Below are 25,322 nucleotides of genomic sequence, written 5' to 3'. Positions count from 1 at the left end.
ACGGGTAGGCGACATGGCGCAGGCGACGGTGAGTTTCGCCGTGCTGGGGTCGCTTGAGGTCCGGGTCGGCGAGCGCCGGCTGCGGCTCGGCGGGTCCGTACTGCCCCGTGTCCTGACGACTCTGCTGCTCAGTCCCGGCCAGATGCTGCCGGTGGCCCGGCTCGTCGAGGCGGTCTGGGGGGAGAACCCACCGTCCACAGCTGCCCACCAGGTACGCAAGGCCATCGGTGACTTGCGCCAGCGCATCCCGGGCGGCTCGGCGGTGATCGTCACGGACGGGCCCGGCTACCGGGCGGACATCCCGCCCGGAGAGCTGGACATCAGCCTGTTCTCCCTGCGGTTGCAGCGGGCACGCGAGGCCCTCGGTGCCCGCATGACGGCGGAGGCCGCCGAGCAGCTGCGTACGGCACTCGACCTGTGGCGCGGTCCGGCCCCCGACGCGGAGAGCAGCGGGCCGCTCATCGCGGCCGGCTACGCCGTGCTGGAGGAGCGCCGCCTCGCCGCCGTCGGCCAGCTCGTCGATCTGCGTCTCGACCTTGGTGAGCACCAGGAACTCGTCGGTGACCTGATGGAGCTGGTCGCCAAGCATCCGCTGCGGGAGAGTTTCCGAGGGCAGCTGATGCTCGCCCTGTACCGGTCGGGACGGCAGGCGGAGGCGCTCGGCGAGTACACCGCGCTGCGCGAAATCCTCGTGGAGGAACTGGGGGTCGATCCGGGACGGCAGCTCGGCAGCTTGTACGAGGCGATCCTGCACGGGCGCCCCGAACTGCAGGCCGCACCGCGTACGGCCGGGCACGAGAATCCGTCGGGTCCGGAACCGGTCGCGCCCGACGAGTACACGGCCCCCTGCACGCTGCCGCACGACCTCACCGGCTACGCCGGCCGTGAGCGAGAGCTGGAGCTGCTGCTCGGCACAGCCGACGACACCCGACGGCTGCGGATCGTCGCCGTCGACGGCATGGGCGGCAGCGGCAAGACCTCCCTCGTGGTCCGGGCCGCGCACCGGCTCGCGGATGCCTATCCGGACGGGCGGCTCCACACCGATCTGCGCGGGTTCTCACCGAGCCAGGAGCCCCGTGACCCCGGCATCGTGATCGCCGCGCTGCTGCGCACCCTGGGCGTGCCCGACGAGCGGATTCCCGAGGACCTGGACGGGCGCGTCGCCCTGTGGCGCTCCACCCTGTCCGGCCGTCGGGTCCTGCTCGTCCTCGACAACGCGGCGGACGCGGCACAGGTCCGACCGCTCCTCCCGGCGTCGGCGGGCTGCCTCGTGCTGATCACCAGCCGCAGCCGGATGAGCGAACTCGACGGCTCGGAGTCGGTGAGCCTGGACGTTCTGCCCCCTGCCGACTCCCTCGCTCTGCTCCGGGCCGCGCTCGGGGAGGAGCGCGCCAGGACCGAGTCGGCGGAGATGGAACGGCTCGCCGAGCTCTGCGGGCACCTCCCGCTGGCGCTGTGCGTCGCGGCGGCCCGGCTGCGCAGCCGGGCACGCTGGACGGTGCGCTATCTGGTGGACCGGCTCGCCGACGAGTCCCGGCGCCTGGACGAACTGCGCTCGGGGGACCGCAGCGTCGAGGCCACGCTGCGGCTCTCCTACCAGGCCATGGGAGTGGAGCACCGCACGATGCTGCGGCTGCTCGCGATCCATCCCGGCACGGACTTCGACGTCCCCGCGGCGGCGGCGCTGCTCGGCCTGGAGCGGGCGGACGCGGAAGACGTGCTGGAGCAGTTCCTCGACGTCCATCTCCTGGAGCAGTACGAGATGGACCGCTACGCCTTCCACGACCTGGTCCGCCGGTTCGCGCGGCGGCTGCCGACCGAGGGGGACGAGACGGCGGCCTTCGCCCGGCTGCTCGACCACGGACTGGCCGTGACGGACGAGGCATGCCGCGTCCTGTTCCCTTCGCGGGGCGCCGACCCGCTGCGGGGTTCCCCGTCCGCCGCGCCGCCGGCGGTCATGACGCCCAAGCAGGCGGCCGCGGTCTTCGACCGGGAACACAGCACGCTGCTCGCGCTCGTGCGGCAGGCGGTGGCCGAGGAGGGGTTCGACGAGCAGGCCGTCCCGCTCGCCCGGAATCTCGTGTTCTACCTCGACATGCGCAGCTACCTGCCGCAGTACGAGAAGACCGCCGCCCTCGCCGCCACCGCCGCACGGCGGCTGAACAACCTGCCGGCGTTGCGCAACTGCCTGAACAACCTGTCGGTCGCGCAGTGGAAGGCGGGCCGGTTCACCGAGGGGATCGCCACGGTCGCCGAGGCGCTCGCCATCGCCGAGGAGCTGGACGACCGGCGCGACATGGCGGTCAGCCTCAACTCGCTCGGCCTGCTGAACAGTTCTCTGGGCCGTCTCGCGGCGGCCGAGGAATGCCTGGAACGCGCGGTGGAGTTGTTCCAAGGCTCAGGCGCCGGCCGTCAGGAGGGCTACGCCCACAGCAACCTCAGTTCCGTGTACTCCTACCTCGGACGGCACCAGGACGCGGCGGCGGCCGCAGAGCGGGCCGTCCAGCTCAGCTGCCGCTACGGAGCGGAGAGCGAAGGGGTGACCGCGCTGACCGACCTGGCCATCGCCCAGCTCTCCCTGAACGAGACGGCTCAGGCGCACGCCACCATCTCCCGGGCACTGAGCCTCGGAGACGAGAGACGCACGCCCGAGGACCTCGCTCTGGCGTTCGCCGTCGCCTCGGACATCCACCAGCGCCTGGGCGACCACCGGCGGAGCACGGACTGCGCCGAGCGCTCGCTGGAGCTGATCAGGTCCGAGGGCACCGCCATCCGCCGGCCGGCGGTGGAGAACATCCTGGGCAACGTCCACGGCCGCCGGGGCAGCCACTACCGCGCCCTCGCTCTGCACCGGGACGCCTACCGCCATGCCCAGGTCATCGGATTCCGGGTGGAAGCGGCCCACGCGCTGCGCGGACTGGCCACGGCCGAGGCCGCGCTGGGCGACGCCGAAGCGGCCCGCGTCCACCGGGAGCAGGCCGACGAACTCTGCACGCGGATGGGCATCCCCTTCGACCGTTACGCCGCCTGAGGGGCCGGCCCGGACCACGTCGGCCGGCCGGCCCCTCGGGCGGCGCCCCCGGGTGCGCGTCAGGAGGGGCCGTTTTCCGACTGCGGGTCGGCGGTCGTGCCGGAGTCCGTCGCGAGGGGCGCGAGGTCGCCCGCGGCCGCCGTCGCGGACCACTGCACCGGCTCGGCCTGCGCCGCTCCCGCTGCCGCACCAAGGGCGAGAGCCAGCGCCGCGAACCCCGTGACAGCGGCCTTCTTGATGCTCATTACTGTGCCTTTCGCTCTGACGACATCCTGTGGTGCCGACCCGTCTCGGTCCGGCACCACACAATCTCGCCCCACCCGTTCCCGAACGATTCCCGGAAAGTTACCGGTACCTCAGACCGGCTGGGGGACCGGCAGCAGGATGTCGCGTACCGCGGACACCGCCGTCTCCGCGGCCCTGATCTGGGCCTCCGCCGTGCTCGCCCCGATGTGCGGGGTGGGCAGGAGCGAGGGCAGGGCGAGCAGGTCGCGGGGGACGGACGGTTCGGCGGCGAAGACGTCGAGGCAGGCACCGGCGATCCGGCCCTCGGCCAGGGCCAGGGCCACGGCCTTCTCGTTGACGATGCCGCCGCGGGCGGTGTTGACCAGGAGCAGGTTCCGCTTGGCCAGGCGCAGTTCCCTCTCGCCGATCAGGTTGCGGGTCCCGGCGGTGAGCGGCAGATGTACGGTGAGGACGTCCGCGCCGCTCAGGAGTTCGCCGAGCCCCACCGCGCGGGCGCCCCAGGGGTCGGCCGCCTCCTGGAGTACGTACGGGTCGTGGTACTCGATCCTCATGTCGAAGGCCGCGAGCCGCCGGGCGACCAGCCGGCCGACCCGGCCGAAGCCGAGGATGCCGACGGTCCTGCCGGCCAGCTCGCTCCCTTGGAAGTCGGCGCGCCGCCACTGTCCGGCGCGCAGCGAGGCGGCGGCCGCGGGGATGTTCCGCAGGGCGGAGATGATCAGACCGACGGTGAGTTCGGCGACGCTGACGACGTTGGACTCGGGCGCGTTGGCGACCAGGACGCCGGCTTCCGCGGCGGCCTCGACGTCCACGTTGTCGAGGCCGACTCCGGCCCGTGCGACGATCCGCAGCCGGGGCGCAGCGGCGAGCACCTCGCGGTCGACGCGGGTGGCGCTGCGGATGATCAGCGCTTCGGCGTCGGCCACGGCGGCGAGGAGCGCCGGGCGGTCGGTGCCGTCGCAGCGGCGGACCGTGAACTGCGTGCCGAGTCCGGCGAGTACCTGCTTCGGCAGCGGGTCGGCGACGACGACGGTGGGGGTGGTCATGGGATACGGGGTCTCCGTGTGCGGGAGGGAGGTGGGGCGGGTGTCAGCCACGGCGGGCCGCCGGGGTCAGGCGCAGCGGCAGCGAGCGCAGGCCGTTGACGACGATGGAGTCCAGGCGCTCGGGTGTGCCGTCGAGCCTCATCTCGCCGACCTGGGCGGTGAACTCCCGCAGCACCGCCTTGATCTCCAGTTTGGCCAGCTGGGTGCCGACGCAGTAGTGGGAGCCGGTGCCGAGTGCGAGATGGCGGTTCGGGGTGCGTCGTACGTCGAAGTCGTCGGGGTCGGTGAAGTGCGCCGGATCGCGGTTGGCGGAGGTCAGCCAGCACACCACGAGGTCGCCGCGGCGGACGCGCTGCCCGCCGAGCTCCACGTCGGCGGTGGCCCGCCGTGTGATGTGGGTGGCGCTGGAGGTCCAGCGCAGCATCTCCTCGATCGCGGTGTCCACGGTCGCGTCGAAGTCCCGCCGGAGCAGGTCCCACTGGTCCGGGTGGTCGAGCAGGGCGAGCAGTCCGCCAGACATCGCCAGACGTACGTTCTCGGTGCCGCCGACCAGGAGGTTGTCGCAGTTGAGCACGACGTCGTCCAGTGGCAGCGGCGCCCCCTCGTGCCGTACGCCGGCGAGCACGCTCACCAGGTCGTCGCCGGGCCGCGCACGGCGCTCCTCGACGAGTCCGGCGAAGTAGTCGAGGATCTCCAGGTGCGCGAGGCTGCGCTCCTCGGCACTTCCCGCGCAGAAGGCGTCCGTGGACCACTCGACGATCCGCGGGCGGTCCTCGTCCGGTATGCCGAGGAAGGCGCACACCACGTCGAGCGGCAGCGTGGCGGCGATCTCCGTGACGAACTCGGTGCGACCCACCGCGACGGCGGCACGGACCGTCTCCCTGGCCGTCCGGTCCAGGAAGTCGCTGAGCATCCGCAGGTTCCGCGGCGCGAACCAGCCCGCGATCGCTCCGCGCAGCGCGGTGTGCCGGGGCGGGTCGGACAGGGCGAGTGTGCGGTTGCTGCCGGGGTCGTCGCCCTGGGCGAGCGGGCGGAGGAGGATACCGGAGGACGAGCTGAAGGTGCCGGCGTCGCGGAGCACCTCCTTGATCTCGTCGTACCTGGTCAGGGACCAGAATCCGGGGAAAACGTCCGGTTCGTGCCAGGCGACGGGTGCCCGCTCGCGCATCCGGCGCCACAGGGTGAAGGGGTCGCCGGCGCGGTAGGTCGCACCGTCGAGAAGGGCGGCGATGTCGGGGCTGGCGAGCATGTCGGGGCTCACGGGGCTTCCCTTCGGGTGCGGTCGAGTGCGGCGCGCAGGAGCTCGACGGGCGGCTCCTCGCGCAGGTAGAAGTGGCCGCCCGGCACGGTGAGGGACGTGAAGTCCCCTGCGGTGTGCCGGGACCAGCGGGTGACGTGCTCCCGTATCCCCGGTACGTCCTGTTCTCCGGCGACGGCGGTGACGCGGGCGGTGAGCCGCTTGTCGGAGTGCTCGGTGTACCGGGCGACGAGCCGCAGGTCGCCCTTGATGTAGTCGAGGATCATTTCGAGCAGATCGGGCTCGGCCCGGATCTCGGGGCTGACCGGCTCGTACTGCTCCAGATACGCGAGGACGTCGGCGGTGTCCTCGAACGGAACAGCGGGCCGTTCGGCGGGAGCGGCCGCCGAGGAGATCACGAGGGCAGGTACGGGGGCGCCGGCCTGTTCGAGCCGGTGGGCGACCTCGAAGGCGACGTAGGCGCCCATGCTGTGCCCGAACAGGACGGAGTAGCGCTCTCCGGTACCCAGGATCTCCTCGGCAACCGAGGCGGCCAGGTCGAGGAGGCTCCCGGGGTGGTCCTCGGCGACGCGGTCCTCACGGCCCGGGTACTGCACGGCGTCCACGCGGGCGGCGGGCAGCAGGGAGGGCCAGGAGCGGAAGAAGGAGGCACAGCCGCCTGCGTGCGGAAAGCACAGCACGGCGGGCCCGGAGCCGGGGCCCGGGGTGAGTCGACGCAGGGAGGCAGAGCTCCTGGTGGGCGTGTGGGGCATGGGTGACGACCGATCGGGGCGAGACATCGGGGGGAGTTGGGCCGGAGGCGCCGGAGCCGGTCGCAGCCGCGTGGTTCACGGTGCCGCGAGCAGTTCCGCCTGCTCGGCGACGGTGGCACGGCGGTACACGTCCTTGACCCCGATGGGACGGCCGGCGACCTTCCCGAGGGCACGGGCCAGACGCAGCACGGTCAGGGAGTTGCCGCCCAGTTCGAAGAACGTCGCGTCGGACGAGGCCTGCACGGGGGCACCGAGGAGTTCCGACCAGACGGCGGCGACCAGGGCGGCCGGGGAGTCCGTCACAGAGGGCGGCGGGGTCTCGTGGACCCGCTGCGCGCCCGCCAGCAGGGCCGCCCGGTCGATCTTGTCGTGAGCCGTGCGCGGCAGGACGTCGGGAAAGAGCACCCGGTCCGGTACGACCGCCGGGCCGAGACTCTCCGCCACACGGGCCCGGACCTCCGCCGCGTCGACGGTGGCGCCCGGCCGCAGGGCGACGAAGGCGAAACACGTCGAGCTCGTGTGGTCGTACGCCGCGGCCGCGGCCCGTACGCCGGGGTGGGCGGCGATCGCCTCTTCGAGGGCTTCGAGCGTGACGCGTACGCCACGGATCTTGACCTCGTTGTCGATCCGGCCCGTGAAATCGAGCCCGTCCTGCTCTGTCCAGCGCCCGAGGTCGCCGGTGAGATATGCCCTGACGACCGGACCTGCCGGGTCCGTCAGCTCGACGAACCTGGCGGCCGTGTGCTGCGGGTCGGCCACGTATCCGGCCGCGACACCGGGGCCGGACAGCGCGATCTGTCCCTCCTCGCCGGCCGGCACCGGGCGCAGCAGGTCGTCGAGCAGGTGGACGGTCGCGCCGGGGACCGGGAAGCCGATGGTGGAGCGGCCGGGTGCGTCGTAGAGGCGGCAGGTGGCCCAGACGGTGCACTCGGTGGGCCCGTACTCGTTGGCGAGGGCGGCCCCGGGCAACGCTGCGAAGTGCTGTTCGACGAGTTGCTGCGGCAGGGACTCGCCCGCGCAGACGGCGACCCGAAGAGAGGCGGTGGCCGCGGGGCCGGCGGCGAGCACGGGCAGCAGCTCGGCGTAGAAGCTGGGCACGGTGAGCAGGTGGCTGACGTGGTGGCCGGCGATCAGGCCGAACAGAGCGGCTGGGTCGCGCCGTTCGTCCTCGCGGGCCACGACGAGGGTGCCGCCGGCGGCGAGGGTGCCCCAGACGCCGGCCACGGAGGAGTCGAAGTGGAACGGCGAAAGGAGCAGGAAGACAGGGGTGCCGTACGGCTCGTACACCGCTAGCCGGGCCTGGGTGGAACTCGCCAGGTTGGCGTGCGTGACAGAGACACCTTTGGGCTTGCCGCTGCTGCCGGAGGTGTAGAGGACGTACGCCTCGTCGCCGAGACCGTCGAGACCGCCGAGACCGCCGAGACCGCCGAGACCGCCGAGAGAGCCGAGATCGCCGGCAACGACGGCCTCTCCGGAGAGGGCCGGAGCGCTCGGTGCGACCCGGGGATCGAGCACCGTCGTCACCCCGGCCGTCTCCCGGATGTGCGTGGACGCGCTCGGCGGCGCCTCCGGGTTGAGGAACACGAACGACCGGCCGCTGAGCGCGACCCCGAGCGCGTGTGTGACGGCGCCGACCGTGCGGTGCGCGGCGATGCCGACGCGCCGTGCGTTCGTGCCGGACAGCGAGCGTGCGACCTCGGTGGCGCGCTCGACGAGCTGCCGGTAGTCGAGCACGTCGTCGCCGCAGACCACCGCCGTCCGGTCGGGGTGGCTGCGGGCCCGCTCGACCACGAGGTCGCAGACCCGCTGCACGGGCGGGGGCAGCGGGGGCCCGGAGAAGGCACCCGCCGGGTGGGAGGACAGGGGAAGGGTCATGCCCCCTGATTGTGGGAGCCGGCTTCCCGGCGGACTCCCGGCCCGCTCCGGGAAGCGAACGGGAATCAACCGGTATTCCCGCCGCCTAGAACTCCGTAAGTCAGCGGACGACACCGCCCCCGGCGGACAGCCCCCGCACCCACGACACCGAACTCATCGGAAGGCACGCGGTGTACAAGTCATTTGCCGAGAAACTGTCCGAACCTGACCTCATCGACCTGGGCGACGAGATCTACGTCCTGCGCTTCGAGGTCATGAAGGTCACCTCGGTGTACGCGGCGGTCAAGGCTCTCCTCGACCGCGGAGTGATCCGCCCGGGCCAGACGCTGGTGGACAGCTCCAGCGGCATCTACGGCCACGCCCTCGCCCTGGTCTGCCGCAACCTCGGGCTCAAGTGCCACGTCTTCGCCTCGGTCGCGGTCGACGCGGCGATCCGGACCCAGCTCAAGTACCTCGGCGCGACCTACACCCAGGTGCCGTCCTCCGACGACCCGGGTCTCCAGCACGACCAGGAGACACGCGTCCGCCTCGTGCACGCGTACATGGAGGAGAACCCGGACGCGTACTGGATGCAGCAGTACCACGACGACGTGCACTACATCGGTTACGAGAGCGTCGCGAACACCGTGGTGAAGGAGCTCGGCTCCAGCGGCGTCACCGTGGTCGGCGGTGTCGGCACCGGGGCGTCGACCAGCGCCATGAGCCGCTACCTGCGCCGGCTGTCGCCGGACGTCCGGGTCGCCGGCATCCAGCCCTTCGGCAGCCGTTCCTTCGGCTCCGAGGCCATTCCGCTGGACGGCTTCATCATCGCGGGCATCGGCAGCGGCATCCGGTTCGGCAACATCGACTACAGCGCGTACGACGAGATGCACTGGCTGAACTTCGACGTCTCGGCGGCCGGCTGCCGCCATCTCCTCGCGACGACCGGCGTGTTCGCCGGTCTCTCCTCGGGTGCCGGCTGGCAGGTCGCACGCCATCTGCGCGGGAGCGCACCTGACGGCGGGCCGATCGTCTTCCTCGCCGCCGACCCCGGCCACCGCTACGTCGAGCGGGTCTTCCCGCCGGACGGGCCCGCCCAGCCGGACCCGGAGTTCGCGCCGACCGTCATCACCGACCTCGCGGACATGACCGGCCCCTGGAGCGCGATGGAGTGGGGACGCCGCGCCTACAGCGTCGAGGACGACCTGCCGACCTACACCCCCGCGGCCTGACTCCTTCCCTCCCCGACCCCAGCGAGGCACCAGCCATGACCCCCACCCTCCACGTCGCAGTCATCAACTACGGCCCTCAGAGCGACTACGCCGCGATGCTCCCCGAACTGGCCGGTGCCCTGGAGGTGTACACCCACAACGACCTGAAGAACACGGGCGACTACGCGCGCTACGAGTACGTACCGGACTGCGAGTTCGTGCCCTACGCGGAGCTGATGATCCGCCGCACGGCTCAGGAGAACCCGTTCACGCACGTCATCACGGACAACGAGTACGACCTGGAGCGCACCGCCCGGATCCGCGCGGCCCTCGGGATACCGGGCCAGTCCGCCGCGAGCGCGCTGTCGTTCCGCGACAAGGCGGTCATGAAGGAGGTCGCGGGACGCACGGTGCGCACCGCGCGCTTCACCCGCCTGGAGACGATCACCGACCTCACGGACTTCATCGACGCGACCGGCTACCCGGTCGTGGTCAAGCCGGTCAAGCAGGGCGGTTCGCGCGACATCCGCGTACTGCGCGACGACGAGGACCTGGTGGAGTTCAGCCGGCAGCACTGGCGCGAGGACCTCTTGGCCGAGGAGTTCATCGACGGGCGGATGTACCACGTGGACGCGGTGCTTGCCCCCGGCTACCGGTTCGTCGTCTCGTCCCGTTACCTGCGCAGTTGCCTCGGCGTCTTCGACGGGCAGAACAACGGCTCGGTGCAGCTGCGCCCGGAGGACGAGCTCGCGCTGCGCTTGGAGGAGTTCTTCGACCGGACGCTCGAAGCCTTCGACATCCCCGAGGTGAGCGCGTACCACCTGGAGGTCTTCCACACCCCGGACGACGAGTTCGTCCTGTGCGAGATCGCCTCGCGCGTCGGCGGCAACCGCATCCCGGCGCTTACGCAGCTGACGTACGACGTCGATCTGCGCGCCGCCTGGCTGCGCCAGTCCGTCGGGTTGCCCGTCCCGCCGCCACCCACCACCGCTCCGGACAAGGTGCATGGCTCGGTGTCCCTGCTGCCGCAGGGCCGACCGGTCCAGGCGCCCGAGCGGCCGCCGTTCCCGTGGGTGCGCGATTACCAGGTGAACCCGAATCTCCGCCCGGACGCTGTGGCGCAGAACAGCACGTCGCACCTGTGCTACGCGATCGTGGAGGGCGCGGACGCCGCTGAGGTCGAGGAGCGCCTGTACGAGGTGGAGGCCTGGCTGACGAAGCACCTCCAGGACGTACCGGCGGAAGCCGCCGGCTCGTGAACACCTGGCGCAGCACGTCCGCCACCGGGCGGATGCTCCTGCTCGCGGTGCTGCTCACCGGCCTGACCACGTTCATGTTCCTGCCACTGCTTGCCCTGGACCTCACCGACCAGGGCATCCCGACAGCCCAGGCGGGTTTCCTCGTAGGGCTGCTCTCCTTCTGCGGGCAGGGATTCTCGCTGATCAGCGGGATGATCGTGGACCGTTTCGATTCGCGGTTCGTGCTCGCGGCCGGGTTCGTCCTGCGCATCGCCGGCTATCTGCTGCTCGGACTCGGCCTCGCGGACGGTACGCACATGGGGGCGCTGGTCGCAGGCATCGCGGTGATCGGCGTGGGCGGTTCGCTGCTCGGCATGTCGATCAAGACGCTGCTCGTCCGGGACGACAGCGTGCCCCGGCGCGAGATGCTGGCGCTGCGCTCGACCTTCGTGAACGTCGGTGTGATCGTCGGCCCGGCGCTGGGCGCGTTGCTCTACCCGTTCGGGTTCGATTACATCCTCGCCGCCTGCGTGGCCTCGCACCTTCTGCTCGGCATACGGCTCACGGCACGCCCGGTGCAGGCCGCACCGCCCACCGGGTCCCCGACCGTCGCGAGCGGCGGGCAGGTGCCCGGGAGCGGCGAGAGCTGGGCGCGCTGGCAGTGGGGGCCGCTGGTCCTCGTGGGGGTCGCGTACTGGGCGATCTACAGCCAGCTGAACGTCGTCCTGCCCATTGCTGCCAAGGAGTTGACGGGCAGCGCCGCCGCGACCTCGGTCGTCTTCACACTCAACGGAGCGCTCGTGGTGCTGTTCCAGTACAGCCTGCTGCGCCATGTGTTCCGCAAGGCCGGCACCCGCACCCTGCTGGCCCTCGGCTTCCTGGCCTTCGGTGGCGGCTACGCGCTGCTCATCGCGTTCAGCGGCTGGGGCGCGCTGATCGCCTTCGTGCTGCCGATCACGCTGGCCGAGATGCTGATCTCGCCGAGCCTCGACGAGCAGGCCGTGCGGGCGGGATCGCTGCGCCGCACGGGACTCGCGCTCGGCACGATGAGCGCCGCGGGCGCGCTCGGCAGCCTGCTGGGCTCCGGGCTCGGAGGCTATCTCCTGGGGCCCCTCCACGGCGGCGGCCTGTGGCTGCTGATCAGCTGCCTGTCGCTCGCGGCCGCCGCATTCTGTTTCCTTCTCCCGAAAGGCAGTCCGCAGCATGCCTGATGCGACCACCGACCGCCCGACCGCCGTCCTGCTCAACCCCCGTGACGCGGTTCTCGCTGCGGCCGGGCGACTGGGCCTGGCCGTGGTCCTCGTGGTCGACCCCGGCCAGCCGAGGCCGCCGGCCACGGGCGACCCGGAGATCGAGACCGCCTGGACGGCCGACAGCTCCGAACTGATCGCACGGCTCCGGGAGCACACCTTCCCCGGCCCGGTCAGTTGCTTCGGTTTCGGCGAGATCGGCGCCTCGGTGGCTGCGATCGTCAACGGCGAGCTCGGCTGGCCCGGCAACCCCCCGCACGCGCCGGCCGTCCTCAAGAACAAGGCTGACCTGCGCGCCCTGGTCGGGGACAAGGCGGGCGCACCGGTCGCGTACGCCTTGGCCGCCACCCGGGACGACCTGCTGCCCGCACTCACCGAGGTCGGCTTTCCCTGTGTGGCGAAGCCGGTGGACGGCACGGGAAGTTCGGGCGTGCAGTACCTGGCCGATGTGTTCGAGGCCGAGGCCTACATCGCGGCGCTCGACTGGCAGCGCCCGCTGCTCGTCGAGGAGTTCCTGGAGGGCACCGAGTACAGCGTCGAGGCCATGAGCTCGGACACCGGTCACCGCATCCTGGCCGTCACCGAGAAGCGCACCACGGGCGCACCGCACTTCGTGGAGACCGGGCACACGCTGCCCGTACGCCTGACGGACACGGCCGAGAGAGCGATCGCCGAGCTCGTCCGCGGGACCCTGGACGCGGCCGGCCACCGCTTCGGCACCTCGCACACCGAGGTCATGGTGACCGCGGCAGGGCCGCGACTCATCGAGTCGCACGGCCGCCCCGGTGGCGACCGGATCAGCGACATGCTGCACCTGGCGCTCGGCGAGGACGTGTTCGCCCAGTCGATGGCGGCCGTGTTCGGGCTGCCCGTGCAGCAGGCGCCGTCCCGCGACAGAGTGGCGGGCATCCGCTACGTCACCTTCGACGGGCCCGTCCCCGAAGGCGGCCTCAGGACCGAGCTGGTCGCCTCGCTGCCCGGCGTCGAAGAGGTCAGGATCACCGCACCCGCCGGACAGCTCCCCGGCGCCGTCACCAAGTCGGGGGACCGGCACGGCTTCGTGCTCGCCGTCGCCGACACACGCGACGAACTGGAGGGCCATCTCGACGCAGCCCTCCGCACTTTGACCGCGGGCGTCTGACCAGCCTCCCCCACCCCCCCTTCCTGCTGAGATGTCGAGAGGTACCCCTTGCCGTACAAGATCCTGATCCTGGTGTCCGAGGCCTCGAAATTCGAGCTCAACAACGCCTCGATCATCCCGAGCGCGCTGTACCGCGAAGGCCACGACGTGCACATCGGTGACATCGACAGCCTCGGCGTTCACGAGAACGTGGTCGTGTGCGACCAGGTCAGGCTGTCCGAGGAGTTCGTGGCCGGCGCCGACTTTCCCGCGCTGCGCGAGTCCTACGCGTCCGCCGAGGACTTCGACCTCGTGTGGGTCCTCGCGGGGACCCATCCCGAGACCGACGACGACTCCTTCCGGCTCCTGTGGCTGCTGAACCAGCGCGTCCCGTTCGTCAACGGCGCCGGCGCGCTCTTCCACCTCAACACCAAGATCAACCTTGGTGCGATCGTGCCGGCCGAGAACCTGCCGGTGTCCTACGTCACCAACGACTTCGACTTCCTGAACGGCCTCGTCGAGTCGGACGGCGACCGCTCCTGGGTCGTCAAGCCCACCAGTGACGGCTGCGGCGCCGATGTGTACGTGGTCAACAAGAAGGACCGCAACCGCTCCGCGATCCTCGGTTCGGCGACCGGCAACGAGATGTCGCGCGTCGGCCGCTACGGCCGGGACGTCATCGGCATGGCCAAGCGCCACACCGCGGTCCAGGAGTACATCCCCAACGTCCGTACCAACGAGAAGCGCGTGATCATAGCGGGTGACCAGCCCGTCTCCGGCTTCCTGCGCTTCCACCCGGAGAACGACAACCGCTCGAACGCCACCCTCGGCGCCCGCTTCGAGAAGCTCGAACTCACCGATGAAGAGGACGCGTTCGTTCGCGAGCTCGGCAAACGAATGATGGACCTCGGCATCTTCTACTCGGGCGTCGACCTGGCGTTCCCCTACGTCATCGAAATCAACATGGTGAACCCGGGCGGCCTCAGCTACCACCGCCGCGCCACCGGCGAGGACAAGTCCTCCGAGGCGGTCAACACGGTTCTGGACGCCCTGCGCGCCGCCGGGAAGCTGAAGTGAGCGCGGCACGGGCGGTGTGGTCCGCCCTGGACCGGCGTGCCGTCGCCGCGTGGGCCGACTTCGAGGGCACCGGTGGGGCGGACCAGGACCGTGAGGAGTTCACGGAGCGCATCCACCGCAAGGGCTGGGCGCACGCCTACCCGCCGCAGATCCTGTCGGTGGAGGCGGCGGACGATGTCGCGACGGTCGGCGTGCGCCTGGCGGAGCTCGTCTCGGGTTTCCCGCAGCGGGTGTTCGGCGACGATCTCGCCGCCTGGGCGGAGTACCTGGGCGCATCCGGCGACGACGCGGCCCTGATGACCGAGGCCCTCGCGAGCCCCCGTCTGGCCAAGGCGGCCCGGGCGTTCATGCGCCCCGACCTGGTGGTCACCGACGAGGGCCTGAAGCTGGTCGAGCTGAACGTGGCGACGTCCCTGGGCGGCCTCAGCACCTGCGCGCCCTACACCCGGGCCGCACGCTCCTCCGCGTACGCCCGCTTCCTGGAGTCCCGCGGTCTCGGCCTGGACGCGCCCAACACCTCACAGGTCTGGCTGGAGGTCTTCGGCGGTCTCACCCAGCGGCACACCGACGGACCGCTGCATGTCTTCGAGGCGACCGCGAACCCCGCGGACATCGACTCGGGCCGGCGCTTCTTCGTCGACATGGTGCGCTCGGCCGGGCATCAGGTCAGCTGCGGCCTGGTGCACGACCTCGCACTCACCGACGAGGGCGTCTACTTCGAGGGCCGTCGGATCGACGCGGTGTTCACGGCGTACACCTGGCACGAGACCCGGCGCTATGTGCCGCCGGCGCTCACCCGTCGTCTGATGGAGCTCGACGCGGCCGGCAAGGTCGACTTCATCGGCTCCCCCGCTGCGGGGCTCTTCGACAACAAGGCCAATCTGGCTCTGCTCTTCGAGTACGCCTCGTTGCTCACGAACGAGGAGCGGACCCTGGTCGAGCGACACGTGCCGGAAACGTTCCGGCTGAGTGAGGAGACCCTGGAGCGGGCCGTCGCGGCCCGCGAGCAGTTGCTGTGCAAGCCTGCGTCCGCCTACGGCGGCAAGGGCATGAAGTACGGCTTTCCGCTGGACGACACCGCGTGGCGCGCATTGCTCACGGAGTGCCTGCGGGGATCGGCCGAGCGCCATGTGCTGCAGTACCGTGTTCCGCCGGTCATCGTGGAGCTGCCGGGCGCGAGTCCGTCGGCCCGTGAGGTCGTCCTGGCACCGCTGGTGTTCGGCGGCCGGTTCGCCGGTACGTTCCTGCGCCAGGCGCCGCCCAGGGAGGAGTCGGTGATCAACGCGTCGAGCGGTGCGGAGTCCGCCGGCGTGCTCAGCATCTCTGCGAGAGAGCGCTGACCACCGTGCTGCGCATAGCGATTCCCAACAAGGGCTCCCTGGCCGGTCCAGCCGCCGCGATGCTGAGCGAGGCCGGGTACCAGCAGCGCGGACACGCCAAGGAGCTGGTGTTCGTCGATCCGGTGAACGAGGTGGAGTTTTTCTACCTCCGCCCGCGCGACATCGCGCTCTACGTCAGTGCGGGACGCCTCGACATCGGCATCACGGGCCGGGATCTGCTGGTCGACTCGGGTGCTTCGGCCCAGGAGATCCTGCAGCTCGGCTTTGCCCACTCCACCTACCGGTACGCGGCGAAGCCGGGCACGGTCGGCGACGTGGCGGACTTGGCGGGCCGCACGATCGCCACGTCGTACGAGGGCATTGTCACCCGGCACCTGGCCGAGGCCGGCGTCGAGGCCCGGGTCATCCATCTGGACGGTGCGGTGGAGACGGCGGTGGAGCTCGGCGTGGCCGACGCGATCGCCGACGCGGTGGAGACCGGTTCGAGCCTGCGCGACGCGGGCCTCGTAGCGATCGGCGAGCCGATCCTGGAATCGGAGGCCGTGATCATCACACGCGGTGGCGGTGCGGAGATCGCCCCTGAAGCAAACCGGTTCCTGCGTCGCCTGCAGGGCGTCCTGGTGGCCAGGACGTACGTGATGATGGATTACGACTGCCGCGCCGAACACCTCGACCGGGCCATTCGCCTGACTCCGGGTCTGGAGTCCCCGACAGTCTCGCCGCTGCACAACGAGGGGTGGGTGGCCGTGCGCGCAATGGTCCCGACGGCGCGGGCCCAGCAGATCATGGACGATCTGTACGAGCTGGGTCCGCGGGCAGTCCTGACCACGTCCATCCACGCCTGCCGACTCTGACCGGGCGGAGCAGGAATACGTCACGAGGCGGCGGCACCGGCTGACATGATCGCTCACGGTCTTGTCATGCGTAGGTCGTCGGTTCGAATCCGCCAGGGGCTCACCGCTAGGCCCAGCTCGGATGGTCTCTGAGCTGGGCCTTTGTCGTTCACTGGACGCGGCGTCGGCACCTGGTGCGGCCGGGCCGCCGGGCACCGGACCGGACCTCCCGGCCGCGCCTCCCGGCTGCGCCTCCCGGCCGCGCGGCCCGGTCAGGCCAGCGGCCCGGTGACCGACTCCGCGGCGGCGAGGGCGCGGCCGGAGGCGACGTACTGGACGGCCGCCTCGATCTCGGGGGCGAGCCAGCGGTCGGTGCCGGGGCCTTCGACGGTCTCGCGCAGACCGTCGCGGACCGCTGCGGTGGCGGGGGAGGGGGTGAGCGGTGCGCGCAGGTCGAGTGCGCGGGCGGCGGTGAGGAGTTCCACCGCGACGACGCGGCCGAGTCCGTCGAGGGCGCGGCGCAGTTTGCGGGCGGCGGACCAGCCCATGGAGACGTGGTCCTCCTGCATGGCGCTGGAGGGGATCGAGTCGGTGGAGGCCGGCACGGCGAGGCGCTTGAGCTCGGAGACGATCGCCGCCTGGGTGTACTGCGCGATCATGTGGCCGGAGTCCACGCCGGGGTCGTCGGCCAGGAAGGCGTTGAGACCGCGGTTGCGGGCGGGGTCCAGGAACCGGTCGGTGCGGCGTTCGGAGATCGACGCGACGTCGGCGACCGAGATGGCGAGGAAGTCGAGCACGGCGGCGATCGGGGCGCCGTGGAAGTTGCCGTTGCTCTCGACCCGTCCGTCGGCGGTGACGACGGGGTTGTCGACGGCGGCGGCCAGTTCGCGGGAGCCGACCAGTTCCGCGTAGGAGAGGGTGTCGCGGGCGGTGCCGTGGACCTGGGGCGTGCAGCGCAGCGAGTAGGCGTCCTGGACACGGGTGCACTCCGGGCCCTTGTGGCTGGCCACGATCGCCGAACCGGTGAGCAGGGACCGCAGGTTGGCGGCGCTGTCGGCCTGGCCCGGGTGCGGGCGCAGCGCCTGGAGGTCGGCGGCGAAGACGGCGTCGGTGCCGAGCTGGCCCTCGACGCTCATCGCGGCGGCGATGTCGGCCGTACGGAGCAGGCGGTGCAGGTCGTGGGCGGCGAGGGTGAGCATGCCGAGCATGCCGTCGGTGCCGTTGATGAGGGCGAGGCCCTCCTTCTCCTCCAGCACGACCGGGGTGATGCCGGCCTCGGCGAGTGCCTCGGCCGCGGGCTTGCGCACGCCGTCCGCGGTGCGGACCACGCCCTCGCCCATGACGGCGAGCGCGCAGTGCGCGAGGGGGGCGAGGTCGCCGGAGCAGCCGAGCGATCCGTACTCGTGGACGATCGGGGTGATCCCGGCGTTGAGCAGGGCGGCGTACGCCTCGGCGGTCTCGGTGCGCACGCCGGTGCGCCCGGTGGCGAGGGTGGACAGCCGCAGCAGCATGAGCGCCCGGACGACCTCGCGCTCGACCTCGGGGCCCGAGCCCGCCGCATGCGAGCGCACCAGGCTGCGCTGGAGCTGGGCGCGCAGTTCGGTGGGGATGTGGCGGGTGGCCAGTGCGCCGAAACCGGTGGAGACACCGTAGTGCGGCTCGGCGTCGTCGGCGAGGGCCCGGACGACCTCCCGGCTGCGGGCGATCTCTTCGAGGGCCGGGGGTGCGAGAACCACCGGGGTTCCGAGGCGGGCGACGGACACGACTTCGTCGGCGGAGAGCGCACCGACACCAACAACAACGTTCATGGGCCTATCAAGCCGCAGGCCGGGCGGTTCCGCGACCGGCAACGGACGATTTCTGTCTGGTATCCCAGATGCCATGGAGTGTGGACGTGGAGTCTGGGATCGCAGACGGGTCCGTCCCGGCCGGTCTAGGCTCACCCCATGGCAATCGTCCCGGCAGCCGCGCAGGTGCTCGCAGTGCTGCGCTATCTCGCGCGGCAGGGGGCTCCCGTCCCCGCCGCCGCCATCAGCCGCGACGTCGGCCTGCCCCGCTCGACGACGTACCACCTGCTCGACACCCTCGTGGCGGAGGGCTTCGTGGTCCACCTGCCGGAGGAGCGGCGCTACGGTCTCGGCGTCAGCGCCTTCGAGCTGGCTTCGGGCTATCAGCGCCAGGCGCCGTTCCAGCGTCTGGCGCGGGCTCCGCTGGCCGCGTTGGTCGACCGGACCGGGTACAACGCCAACCTCGCCGTGCTGCACGGCCGCGAGGTCATCTACGTCATCGAGGAACGTGCCCCGGGCCGGGCTCCGCTGGTCAGCGAGGTCGGGGTGCGGCTGCCCGCCCATCTGACCGCCAGCGGCCGGGCGGTATTGGCGTTGCTCCGTCCCGCGCAGGTGCGGGCGGTGTTCCCCGACCGGTCGGCGTTCGTCGTCCGCAACGGCGTCGGTCCCTCCTCGCTCACCGCGCTGAGAGGGCTGCTGACCGAGGTCCGGCGACGGGGGTACGCGACCGAGGAAGGGGAGGTCACCCCAGGACTGTCGTCCGTGGCGGCGGCCGTGCTGGACCATCACGCCCACCCGATCGCCGGGGTCTCCGTCACCTTCCCCGGTGACGAGGCCGACGAGACGGAACGCGTGCGCATCGCGAGCCACGTGGCGCAGACCGCGCGTGAGCTGACCCGCCGGGTGGGCGGCGTCGCCCAGGGGTGAGCGCGGGGCGGGCCGGCGCGCAGGGCCACGCCCCGCGTGGCCGGCCCCGGCCGGCGGCCGGTCAGAGGCTCGGCGCGGTCGCCGGGCCCGCCACGGCCTCTCGCTCCTCGCGGCGGGCACCGTGGGACATCCAGGCGGCCACCAGCGCGCCGGAGATGTTGTGCCAGACGGAGAACACGGCGGCCGGCAGGGCGGCCAGCGGGCTGAAGTGGGCAGCCGCGAGGGAGGCGGCGAGGCCGGAGTTCTGCATGCCGACCTCGAACGCCATGGCGCGGCTGGCCGGCTTGTCCAGGCGGGTGAGCTTTCCCGCGCCGTAACCGAGGGCGAGTCCCAGGCCGTTGTGGAGGACGACGGCGACCAGGACGCTGACAGCGGCCGACTTGATCGCGCTGGCACTGCCGGACACGACGGCGCAGACGATGGCGGCCACGGCGACCGAGGACAGCCACGGCATCGCGCCGAGTATCCGGTCGACGTACGCGCCCGCGACCAGGCGTACCACCAGTCCGCCGATCACCGGCAGGAGCACGGTCTTGAGGATGTCCGCCACCATCGATCCCGCGTCCACCGGCAGGTAGGCGCCGGCCAGCAGCAGCGTCAGCGGCGGGGTGATGAGGGGCGCCAGCACGGTGGAGACGGTGGCGACGGAGACCGACAGCGCCACGTCGCCCCGCGCCAGGAAGGTCACCACGTTCGACGCGGTACCGCTCGGGGCGCAGCCGACCAGGATGACTCCGGCCGCCAACTGCGGCGGGAGGTCCAGCAGATGGGCGATCGCCCAGCCCAGGCCGGGCATGATCACGTAGTGCGCGACCAGGCCGATCGCGACGGCCCACGGACGCTTCGCCACGCCCTTGAAGTCGAGCGGGGTCATCGTCAGTCCCATGCAGAACATCACGATGCCGAGCAGGTAGGGCACCGCCTGCGTCCATCCCGCGAACGTGTCAGGGGTGACGAGCCCGGCCACGCCCGCGACGAGGACGAGGACGGGGAAGACGCTGACGGCGAGTCGCGCCGCCCTGTCGCCCGAGCCGGAGGAGCCGGTCCCGGAGGAACCGGTCGCGGCGGTGTCGGTCCCGGAGGCGCCGGGGCGGGGGGTGTGGGGGGTTACGGGTTCCTTGTGCACAGGCGCGATCAGACGCCGGATTCCGGGCGGCCCGCAAACGCGTCTCGATATGTGGCCTGTACACGCAGAGAGTGCTTCGGCCGCGATGCGTCAGGGACGGTAGCGCAGCGGGTGGTCGGCCGGGACCTCGGTGAGCACGATGCGGTGGCCGTCCGGATCGGCGATCCACATCTCGATCAGGCCCCACGGCTCCCGCACCGGAGGCCGCAGCACGTGGACGCCGCGTGCCGCCAACTCCTCGTGCGCGGCGGCGCAGTCGGCGACCTGGAGCCAGAGGCGGAGCGTGTCGGCGGGCGGCTCCTCGGAGCGCCCCGACACCTCCAGGAATCCGCCGCCGAGGAAGTAGACGGTCCCGCGCTCCGGCCCGGTGCCGAACTCGCGGTACACCTCCAGCGCCAGGGCCTTTCCGTAGAAGTCCCGTGAGCGCTGCGGGTCCCGGGGGCGCAGCAACACCCTGCTGCTCAGTACGTGCACCATGCGCCCGACCCTACGCCGGGAACGTCGGGTCGCGGGGGTGGCCGGGCGGTGGATCGGCTTCTGCCAAACGGTTCGTTCTCGGCCGCCCAGCGGGCGCGGTGCGGGCTTGCTCGGGCGTACGGCCCACCCGGCCGCGCCCGGCCCCCGTGCGGTGACGCCCCGGGCCCGGGCCCGTCAGGCCCCCAGGACCCGCGTCTCCTCACCCGGCAGACCCTTGGCCCACCAGTGCGCGTAGCGCGCGTACGCGGACGGGTCGCGCGGGGCCAGGAAGGCGGTGAGGGCGGCGGCCTCCTCGGAGAGGGCCTGCCAGACGGGCTTCGGGAGCCGGTGGAAGGCGGTGGCCTCGATGCCGTCGGGGGTGGGACGCCAGACCCCGGCCACGCGTCCGTCGACCAGGAGCGTCGGCAGCACGTCGCCGTTCACCCGGGTCACGTATGTGCGGTGGGCGGGCGGGACGACGCGGGAGCGGTCGGCGTAGGCCAGCAGGACGCTGTCCCACATGGCCATCAGCCGGGGCGGCGCCGGGGTGTCCCCGGCCGGGCGTGGCAGGCCGGGAAGGTCGTGCAGCACGGTCCCGTCCGGACCCTCCAGGGTCTCCAGCTCCCCGGACAGCTCCCGCACCGCCGCCCTGGCGCGGTGGCGGCCGACGAGCCCGAACTGTGCGATGTCCGCGACCGAGGCCGGGCCGAACCCCGCCAGATAGCGCCGGACCAGCACCTTCATCCCCTCGGCCGCCGCGTCGGGGCCGACGGGCACGGGCGGCGCCCCGGTGGCGGCGATGTGGGACGGCCGGTGGCCGAACGCCCAGGGGCCGCCGGTGGGCGCGTGCCACAGCGGGGCGTACTGCCGCAGCATGCGCTGCGCCGCCGACTCCAGCGGCCGCCCCAGGAACCGGCGCAGGTGCTCCTCCGACTCGGCCACGGTGCGCGGCCGGTCGGCGTACCGCAGCAGCTCCGCGACGAGGGCGGGGGCGTCGTCGGCGGTGAGACCGGAGGCGGTGAAGCGGGGGTCACGCAGCCGGGAGCCGTGCAGGGTCGGCTCCATGGCCTCGCGGAACGCCCGGTAGTCGTCGGCGTGGACCGCGTGCAGGGTGAGCCGCATCAGGGTCGACTTGACCACGCGGTTCCCGGCCCATGCCGCGTCGAGGGAAGCGGGGTCGAAGCCGGCCAGCCGGTTCCACAGGGCGATGTAGGGGGAGGCGGGCTGCTGCGCCTGGAGGGCGACCACCCGGCGTGCCCCCTCCTCGACGCCGATCGGCGCGCGGTCGAGCAGCAACTGCCGTGCGAGCGTGGCCCGGTTGAGCTCCTGGGCGGTGATCTGCATGCGGGGATTGTCCCGCGGCGGCCCGCCGCCCGCGGCAGCGGCCCCGCCCGGACAAGGGGTACGCGGGTCCGCCCGGACAAGGGGTACGCGGGTCCGCCCGGTCCGGGATACGCGGCCCAGGCTCGGCGCGCGCGGCCCCCGGCTCGGCGCGCACGGTCCGGGACGGGCGCGGGCGGGCACGGCCGGCGCCGCCGGGGCTTTTGCGTCTCGTGTTGCGGGCCGGGCGCACGCCCGGACCATGAAGAGGGAGCCGTTCGCCCCTCTTCAGGTCGGTGGCGGCTCGGCAGCAATCCGTCCCGGTGCCGCCGACGAGCGGTGCCCGGGACGCCGGCGCGCGTGCCGGGGCGGTCTCCCGGAGCGGGAGGCCCCCGCGGTGCGCCGTCCCGGTCGATCCGCAGAGGCGGGAAGTCGATCCGCAACGCGAAAGGAAAACGGCATGCCCACAGTGACCACGCGCGACGGAGTCGAGATCTTCTACAAGGACTGGGGCACCGGGCGCCCCGTGGTCTTCATCCATGGGTGGCCGCTCAACGGGGACGCGTGGCAGGACCAGTTGAAGGCGGTGGCGGACGCCGGTTTCCGCGGCATCGCGCACGACCGCCGCGGACACGGACGTTCCACGCCCGTCTACGACGGCTACGACTTCGACACCTTCGCCGACGACCTCGACGACCTCATCACCGCGCTCGACCTGCGGGACGTCACGCTGGTCGCGCACTCGATGGGCGGCGGTGAGCTGGCCCGCTACATCGGCCGGCACGGCACCGGGCGGGTCCGGTCGGCGGTCCTGCTGTCCGCCATCCCGCCCCTGATGCTCCAGGGCCCGGACAACCCGGAGGGTGTGCCGCAGAGCGTCTTCGACGGCATCAAGCAGGGCATCCTGACCGAGCGTTCGCAGTTCTGGAAGGACTCGGCGGAGGGGTTCTTCTCCGCCGACCGGCCCGGTAACAAGGTGACGCAGGGCAACAAGGACGCGTTCTGGTACATGGGGATGGCCGAGACGATCGAGGCCGGCGTCGCCTGTGTCGACGCGTTCGCGTCCACCGACTTCCACGAGGACCTGAAGAAGTTCGACGTCCCCACGCTGATCGTGCACGGCGACGACGACCAGATCGTGCCGATCGACGCGACCGGCCGCAAGTCCGCGAAGCTCGTCTCCGGCTCCACCCTCAAGGTCTACGAGGGCGGTTCCCACGGCATCGCGCTGGTGCCGGGGGACAAGGAGCGGTTCAACAAGGATCTCCTGGAGTTCCTGCGGGACTGAGGCCCGGTCGGGAGGCCTCCGGCGTGGAGAGTGCGAGCAGCGCGGCCAGTTCGCGCATGTCGTGGAAGACGACGGTGTCCGTTCCCTCCAGCCGGGCGGCCGGGGTGAGTCCGCCCGCGTAGCCGAACGACCGCATGCCGGCCGCGCGGGCGGCCTCGACACCGTAGGCGCTGTCCTCGATCACCACGCACCGCGCCGGGTCGGCGCCCATCGTGCGGGCGGCGTGCAGGAAGAGGTCGGGGGCGGGCTTGCCGCGTGCCACGTCGGCCGCGCTGAAGACGCGGCCGTCGAAGTGGCGGGCCAGCGCCGTGGTCGCCAGGTTGCGGGCGATCGAGGCGTGCGAGCCGTTCGACGCGACGCACACCGGGACGGTCAGCGATTCCAGCAGGGCGGGGATGCCGTCCACCGGTTTCAGCCGGGTGGCCAGCGCCTCGCGGTAGAGGTGGGTGTACGGCAGCTCCCAGTCCTCGGCGAGCGGGCGGCCGAGCCGTTCCTCGACGACGGCCCGGAAGACCTCGGCGGACGAGCCCACCAGCCGCTCGACGATCTCCGCCTCGGTGAGGACGCACCCCAGGTCCGCCAGCACCAGCGCGTCCACCTCGGTGTAGATGCGTTCGCTGTCGATGAGCGTGCCGTCGCAGTCGAAGATCACCAGGTCCACCGGGTTCGCCGTCATGGACGGCAGGGTACGGGCGCCGGGGAAGCGGCCGACACCCCGCCGGGCTCCTGTGCAAGGCGAGGCGGAGCCGCGTGGCCGGGTGCCCGCCGTCCGGACGGGTCGGCCGGTCACGGGGCTTCGGGGTCCCCTCCGGACGCCCGCGCCCGCAGCAGGGCGGCGGTGCGTTCGCACCAGTCGAGGTTGCCCCGCTCGAAGGCGAGTCCCCGGCTGCACGTCAGGTACGGCCCGACGCGGGTGCCGTGGCGCAGGAACTCCTCCTCCGTACGGCCGCCCCGCATGGTGCGCAGCAACTCCTCGAAGAGCGCGACCTTGGCGCGAGCGAACCCGGCCCGCTCGGTGAGGCGTTGGATCAGCGGGCCGGGGGCGAGGTGGTCGGCTGCCTGTACCTGCACGAGCAGGTCGTCGCGGATGAAGGAGGGCTTGGCCGGGGCGGAGGTGAAGCGTTCCAGCTCCGCGAGGCCGGGAGCGGTGACGCGGAAAAGGCGCTTGTTCGGGCGGTTCTCCTGCACGACCTCCCGCCCGGCGATCAGCCCGTCCCGTTCCAGCCGGGTCAGTTCGGCGTAGAGCTGCTGCGGCTGCGCGTGCCAGAAGTTGGCCACGCCGAGGTCGAAGGCCTTGGCGAGCCGGTAGCCGCTGAGCTCCCCGTCGAGCAGTGCCGCCAGCACCGCGTGCCGTAGTGCCACCGGATCGTCGCCTCCGTACCTCTGTCGCCACTCGGACTCGCATGATAGTCATGAAAATGACTGGTCTTATTCATGACTAGATGAAGGGGTGGGTCATGGCCACCGAGGACACCGCAGGCGCCACCGTCACCACCGGAGCCACGGGTGCCGCCACCGTCACCACCGGAGCCACGGGTACTGCCACCGACACCGCGCACCCCACCACCGCGGAGCGGTTCCGGGCCGCTGTGGAGAACGGCGAACTCGCCGCGATGGAGGCGCTGTTCACCGACGACGTCAACCTGTACAGCCCGGTGAAGTTCACGCCCTTCGAGGGCAAGCCGATGGTGATGGGCCTCTTCGGGGTGCTGCTGCGCACCTTCGAGGACTTCCACTACACCGGCGCGTACCGGGGTACCGGGGAGACCAGCGTCGACGGCTCCTCCGCCCCCTCCGAGGTGCTGATGTTCCGTGCCGCCATCGGCGGCAGGGCGATCCACGGCATCGACCTGCTGCACTTCGACGAGGCCGGGCTGATCAAGGAGTTCACCGTGATGGTGCGCCCGCAGTCCGCCGTCCACGCTCTCGGCGCCGCCGTGCTCGCCGGGCTGGTCGAAGCCGGCCTCGCACCCGCGCCCGACATCACCCCGGACACCGGCTTCGCACCCGCCCCGGAGGCCGCCCGGTAGCGGCGGGCCGCTGGGGCGCGGAACGGCGCGCGGCCCGGGCGCGGCACCCCCGTCACGCGCTCCCTCATGCACCCCGGTCCCGCGCCCGATCGCGCACCCCCTCACGCACACCCCTCACGCGCCCCGCCACGCTCC

The 25,322-nt window shown here is 72.0% G+C and carries 21 protein-coding genes and 1 pseudogene; 11 read left to right on the top strand and 11 right to left on the bottom strand.

The annotated features are described in order from the left end of the window. Positions 1-13 precede the first annotated feature (13 nt). A complete protein-coding gene (locus Q0994_RS17510; RefSeq protein ID WP_299535636.1) occupies positions 14-3,031 on the top strand; it encodes a BTAD domain-containing putative transcriptional regulator in 3,018 nt (1,005 codons plus the stop codon). A 59-nt stretch (positions 3,032-3,090) separates the two neighbouring features. On the opposite strand, the gene Q0994_RS17505 is transcribed toward Q0994_RS17510, so the two are convergent. From Q0994_RS17505 to Q0994_RS17485, 5 genes are all read right to left on the bottom strand, one after another. After that, the gene (locus Q0994_RS17505; RefSeq protein WP_299535634.1) at positions 3,091-3,276 is read right to left on the bottom strand and encodes a hypothetical protein; all 186 of its coding nucleotides are present in this window, start codon (positions 3,274-3,276) and stop codon (positions 3,091-3,093) included. Positions 3,277-3,387: 111 nt separating this feature from the next. Next, positions 3,388-4,320: a hydroxyacid dehydrogenase gene (locus Q0994_RS17500; protein ID WP_299535632.1), complete on the bottom strand. Its 933-nt coding sequence runs from the start codon at positions 4,318-4,320 to the stop codon at positions 3,388-3,390. A gap of 43 nt (positions 4,321-4,363) precedes the next feature. Continuing rightward, positions 4,364-5,581 (bottom strand): cytochrome P450, encoded by a 1,218-nt coding sequence (locus tag Q0994_RS17495; protein ID WP_299535630.1) that lies wholly within the window; start codon positions 5,579-5,581, stop codon positions 4,364-4,366. Next, positions 5,578-6,330, bottom strand: a complete 753-nt coding sequence (locus Q0994_RS17490) for a thioesterase II family protein (protein WP_299535628.1) — start codon at positions 6,328-6,330, stop codon at positions 5,578-5,580. The genes Q0994_RS17495 and Q0994_RS17490 overlap by 4 nt, the downstream gene beginning before the upstream one ends. A 75-nt stretch (positions 6,331-6,405) precedes the next feature. Continuing rightward, positions 6,406-8,205 (bottom strand): non-ribosomal peptide synthetase, encoded by a 1,800-nt coding sequence (locus Q0994_RS17485; protein ID WP_299535626.1) that lies wholly within the window; start codon positions 8,203-8,205, stop codon positions 6,406-6,408. Between the two features lie 170 nt (positions 8,206-8,375). Between Q0994_RS17485 and Q0994_RS17480 the strand changes: the two genes are divergently transcribed. From Q0994_RS17480 to hisG, 7 genes are read left to right on the top strand one after another with little or no spacing between them, the layout of a single operon-like run. Then, positions 8,376-9,416, top strand: a complete 1,041-nt coding sequence (locus Q0994_RS17480; protein ID WP_299535624.1) for a pyridoxal-phosphate dependent enzyme — start codon at positions 8,376-8,378, stop codon at positions 9,414-9,416. A gap of 35 nt (positions 9,417-9,451) precedes the next feature. After that, a complete protein-coding gene (locus Q0994_RS17475; RefSeq protein WP_299535621.1) occupies positions 9,452-10,654 on the top strand; it encodes an acetyl-CoA carboxylase biotin carboxylase subunit family protein in 1,203 nt (400 codons plus the stop codon). After that, entirely contained in the window at positions 10,651-11,844 is a 1,194-nt protein-coding gene (locus tag Q0994_RS17470; protein ID WP_299535619.1) for an MFS transporter, read from the top strand. Before Q0994_RS17475 ends, Q0994_RS17470 begins: the two co-directional genes overlap by 4 nt. Beyond that, complete coding sequence (locus Q0994_RS17465; RefSeq protein WP_299535617.1) at positions 11,837-13,024, top strand: ATP-grasp domain-containing protein; 1,188 nt, start codon at positions 11,837-11,839, stop codon at positions 13,022-13,024. Before Q0994_RS17470 ends, Q0994_RS17465 begins: the two co-directional genes overlap by 8 nt. Positions 13,025-13,072: 48 nt before the next feature. After that, positions 13,073-14,080, top strand: a complete 1,008-nt coding sequence (locus tag Q0994_RS17460) for a RimK family alpha-L-glutamate ligase (RefSeq protein ID WP_299535615.1) — start codon at positions 13,073-13,075, stop codon at positions 14,078-14,080. Continuing rightward, positions 14,077-15,420, top strand: a complete 1,344-nt coding sequence (locus Q0994_RS17455) for a hypothetical protein (protein ID WP_299535613.1) — start codon at positions 14,077-14,079, stop codon at positions 15,418-15,420. The genes Q0994_RS17460 and Q0994_RS17455 overlap by 4 nt, the downstream gene beginning before the upstream one ends. Before the next feature lie 5 nt (positions 15,421-15,425). Beyond that, positions 15,426-16,274, top strand: coding sequence for an ATP phosphoribosyltransferase (gene hisG, locus Q0994_RS17450; RefSeq protein WP_299535609.1), 849 nt, complete (start codon positions 15,426-15,428; stop codon positions 16,272-16,274). A 251-nt stretch (positions 16,275-16,525) separates the two neighbouring features. Here the strand turns inward: hisG and hutH are convergent, their stop codons facing one another. After that, on the bottom strand, positions 16,526-18,061 hold the full coding sequence (gene hutH, locus Q0994_RS17445) for a histidine ammonia-lyase (RefSeq protein WP_299535606.1): 1,536 nt from the start codon (positions 18,059-18,061) through the stop codon (positions 16,526-16,528). A gap of 138 nt (positions 18,062-18,199) precedes the next feature. On the opposite strand from hutH, the gene Q0994_RS17440 reads away from it, so the two are divergent. Further along, the gene (locus Q0994_RS17440) at positions 18,200-18,967 is read left to right on the top strand and encodes an IclR family transcriptional regulator (RefSeq protein WP_299535603.1); all 768 of its coding nucleotides are present in this window, start codon (positions 18,200-18,202) and stop codon (positions 18,965-18,967) included. Positions 18,968-19,028: 61 nt separating this feature from the next. Here the strand turns inward: Q0994_RS17440 and Q0994_RS17435 are convergent, their stop codons facing one another. The 3 genes from Q0994_RS17435 to Q0994_RS17425 all read right to left on the bottom strand — a co-directional run bounded on the left by Q0994_RS17435 (position 19,029) and on the right by Q0994_RS17425 (position 21,893). Beyond that, positions 19,029-20,093, bottom strand: coding sequence for a bile acid:sodium symporter family protein (locus tag Q0994_RS17435; RefSeq protein WP_299535600.1), 1,065 nt, complete (start codon positions 20,091-20,093; stop codon positions 19,029-19,031). A 90-nt stretch (positions 20,094-20,183) separates the two neighbouring features. Continuing rightward, positions 20,184-20,570 carry a VOC family protein gene (locus tag Q0994_RS17430; protein ID WP_299535597.1) on the bottom strand — a complete coding sequence of 129 codons (387 nt, stop codon included), beginning with the start codon at positions 20,568-20,570 and terminating at the stop codon, positions 20,184-20,186. A 174-nt stretch (positions 20,571-20,744) separates the two neighbouring features. Continuing rightward, on the bottom strand, positions 20,745-21,893 hold the full coding sequence (locus Q0994_RS17425) for a winged helix DNA-binding domain-containing protein (RefSeq protein ID WP_299535594.1): 1,149 nt from the start codon (positions 21,891-21,893) through the stop codon (positions 20,745-20,747). Positions 21,894-22,329: 436 nt separating this feature from the next. On the opposite strand from Q0994_RS17425, the gene Q0994_RS17420 reads away from it, so the two are divergent. Beyond that, positions 22,330-23,157: an alpha/beta fold hydrolase gene (locus tag Q0994_RS17420; protein WP_299535592.1), complete on the top strand. Its 828-nt coding sequence runs from the start codon at positions 22,330-22,332 to the stop codon at positions 23,155-23,157. Here Q0994_RS17420 and Q0994_RS17415 read toward each other — a convergent pair. Together Q0994_RS17415 and Q0994_RS17410 are read right to left on the bottom strand one after the other, a co-directional pair. Then, positions 23,123-23,833, bottom strand: coding sequence for an HAD family phosphatase (locus Q0994_RS17415; protein ID WP_299535589.1), 711 nt, complete (start codon positions 23,831-23,833; stop codon positions 23,123-23,125). The two genes, Q0994_RS17420 and Q0994_RS17415, sit on opposite strands and share 35 nt — an antisense overlap. 110 nt (positions 23,834-23,943) lie before the next feature. Further along, positions 23,944-24,519 (bottom strand): PadR family transcriptional regulator, encoded by a 576-nt coding sequence (locus Q0994_RS17410; protein WP_299535586.1) that lies wholly within the window; start codon positions 24,517-24,519, stop codon positions 23,944-23,946. Positions 24,520-24,725: 206 nt separating this feature from the next. On the opposite strand from Q0994_RS17410, the pseudogene Q0994_RS17405 reads away from it, so the two are divergent. After that, positions 24,726-25,187, top strand: a pseudogene (locus Q0994_RS17405) (nuclear transport factor 2 family protein); the annotation flags it as partial. Between the last annotated feature and the right edge of the window lie 135 nt (positions 25,188-25,322).

Source organism: uncultured Streptomyces sp., assembly GCF_947488945.1.
Classification (GTDB): domain Bacteria; phylum Actinomycetota; class Actinomycetes; order Streptomycetales; family Streptomycetaceae; genus Streptomyces.
This window is presented reverse-complemented; position numbering and strand designations above follow the sequence as displayed.

Coding starts and splice junctions, on each gene's coding strand:
- Q0994_RS17500 (WP_299535632.1), bottom strand. CDS start 4,320: ATGACCACCCCCACCGTCGTCGTCGCCGACCCGCTGCCGAAGCAGGTA.
- Q0994_RS17465 (WP_299535617.1), top strand. CDS start 11,837: ATGCCTGATGCGACCACCGACCGCCCGACCGCCGTCCTGCTCAACCCC.
- Q0994_RS17490 (WP_299535628.1), bottom strand. CDS start 6,330: ATGCCCCACACGCCCACCAGGAGCTCTGCCTCCCTGCGTCGACTCACC.
- hutH (WP_299535606.1), bottom strand. CDS start 18,061: ATGAACGTTGTTGTTGGTGTCGGTGCGCTCTCCGCCGACGAAGTCGTG.
- Q0994_RS17505 (WP_299535634.1), bottom strand. CDS start 3,276: ATGAGCATCAAGAAGGCCGCTGTCACGGGGTTCGCGGCGCTGGCTCTC.
- Q0994_RS17425 (WP_299535594.1), bottom strand. CDS start 21,893: ATGCAGATCACCGCCCAGGAGCTCAACCGGGCCACGCTCGCACGGCAG.
- Q0994_RS17415 (WP_299535589.1), bottom strand. CDS start 23,833: ATGACGGCGAACCCGGTGGACCTGGTGATCTTCGACTGCGACGGCACG.
- Q0994_RS17420 (WP_299535592.1), top strand. CDS start 22,330: ATGCCCACAGTGACCACGCGCGACGGAGTCGAGATCTTCTACAAGGAC.
- Q0994_RS17440 (WP_299535603.1), top strand. CDS start 18,200: ATGGCAATCGTCCCGGCAGCCGCGCAGGTGCTCGCAGTGCTGCGCTAT.
- Q0994_RS17475 (WP_299535621.1), top strand. CDS start 9,452: ATGACCCCCACCCTCCACGTCGCAGTCATCAACTACGGCCCTCAGAGC.
- Q0994_RS17510 (WP_299535636.1), top strand. CDS start 14: ATGGCGCAGGCGACGGTGAGTTTCGCCGTGCTGGGGTCGCTTGAGGTC.
- Q0994_RS17485 (WP_299535626.1), bottom strand. CDS start 8,205: ATGACCCTTCCCCTGTCCTCCCACCCGGCGGGTGCCTTCTCCGGGCCC.
- Q0994_RS17430 (WP_299535597.1), bottom strand. CDS start 20,570: ATGGTGCACGTACTGAGCAGCAGGGTGTTGCTGCGCCCCCGGGACCCG.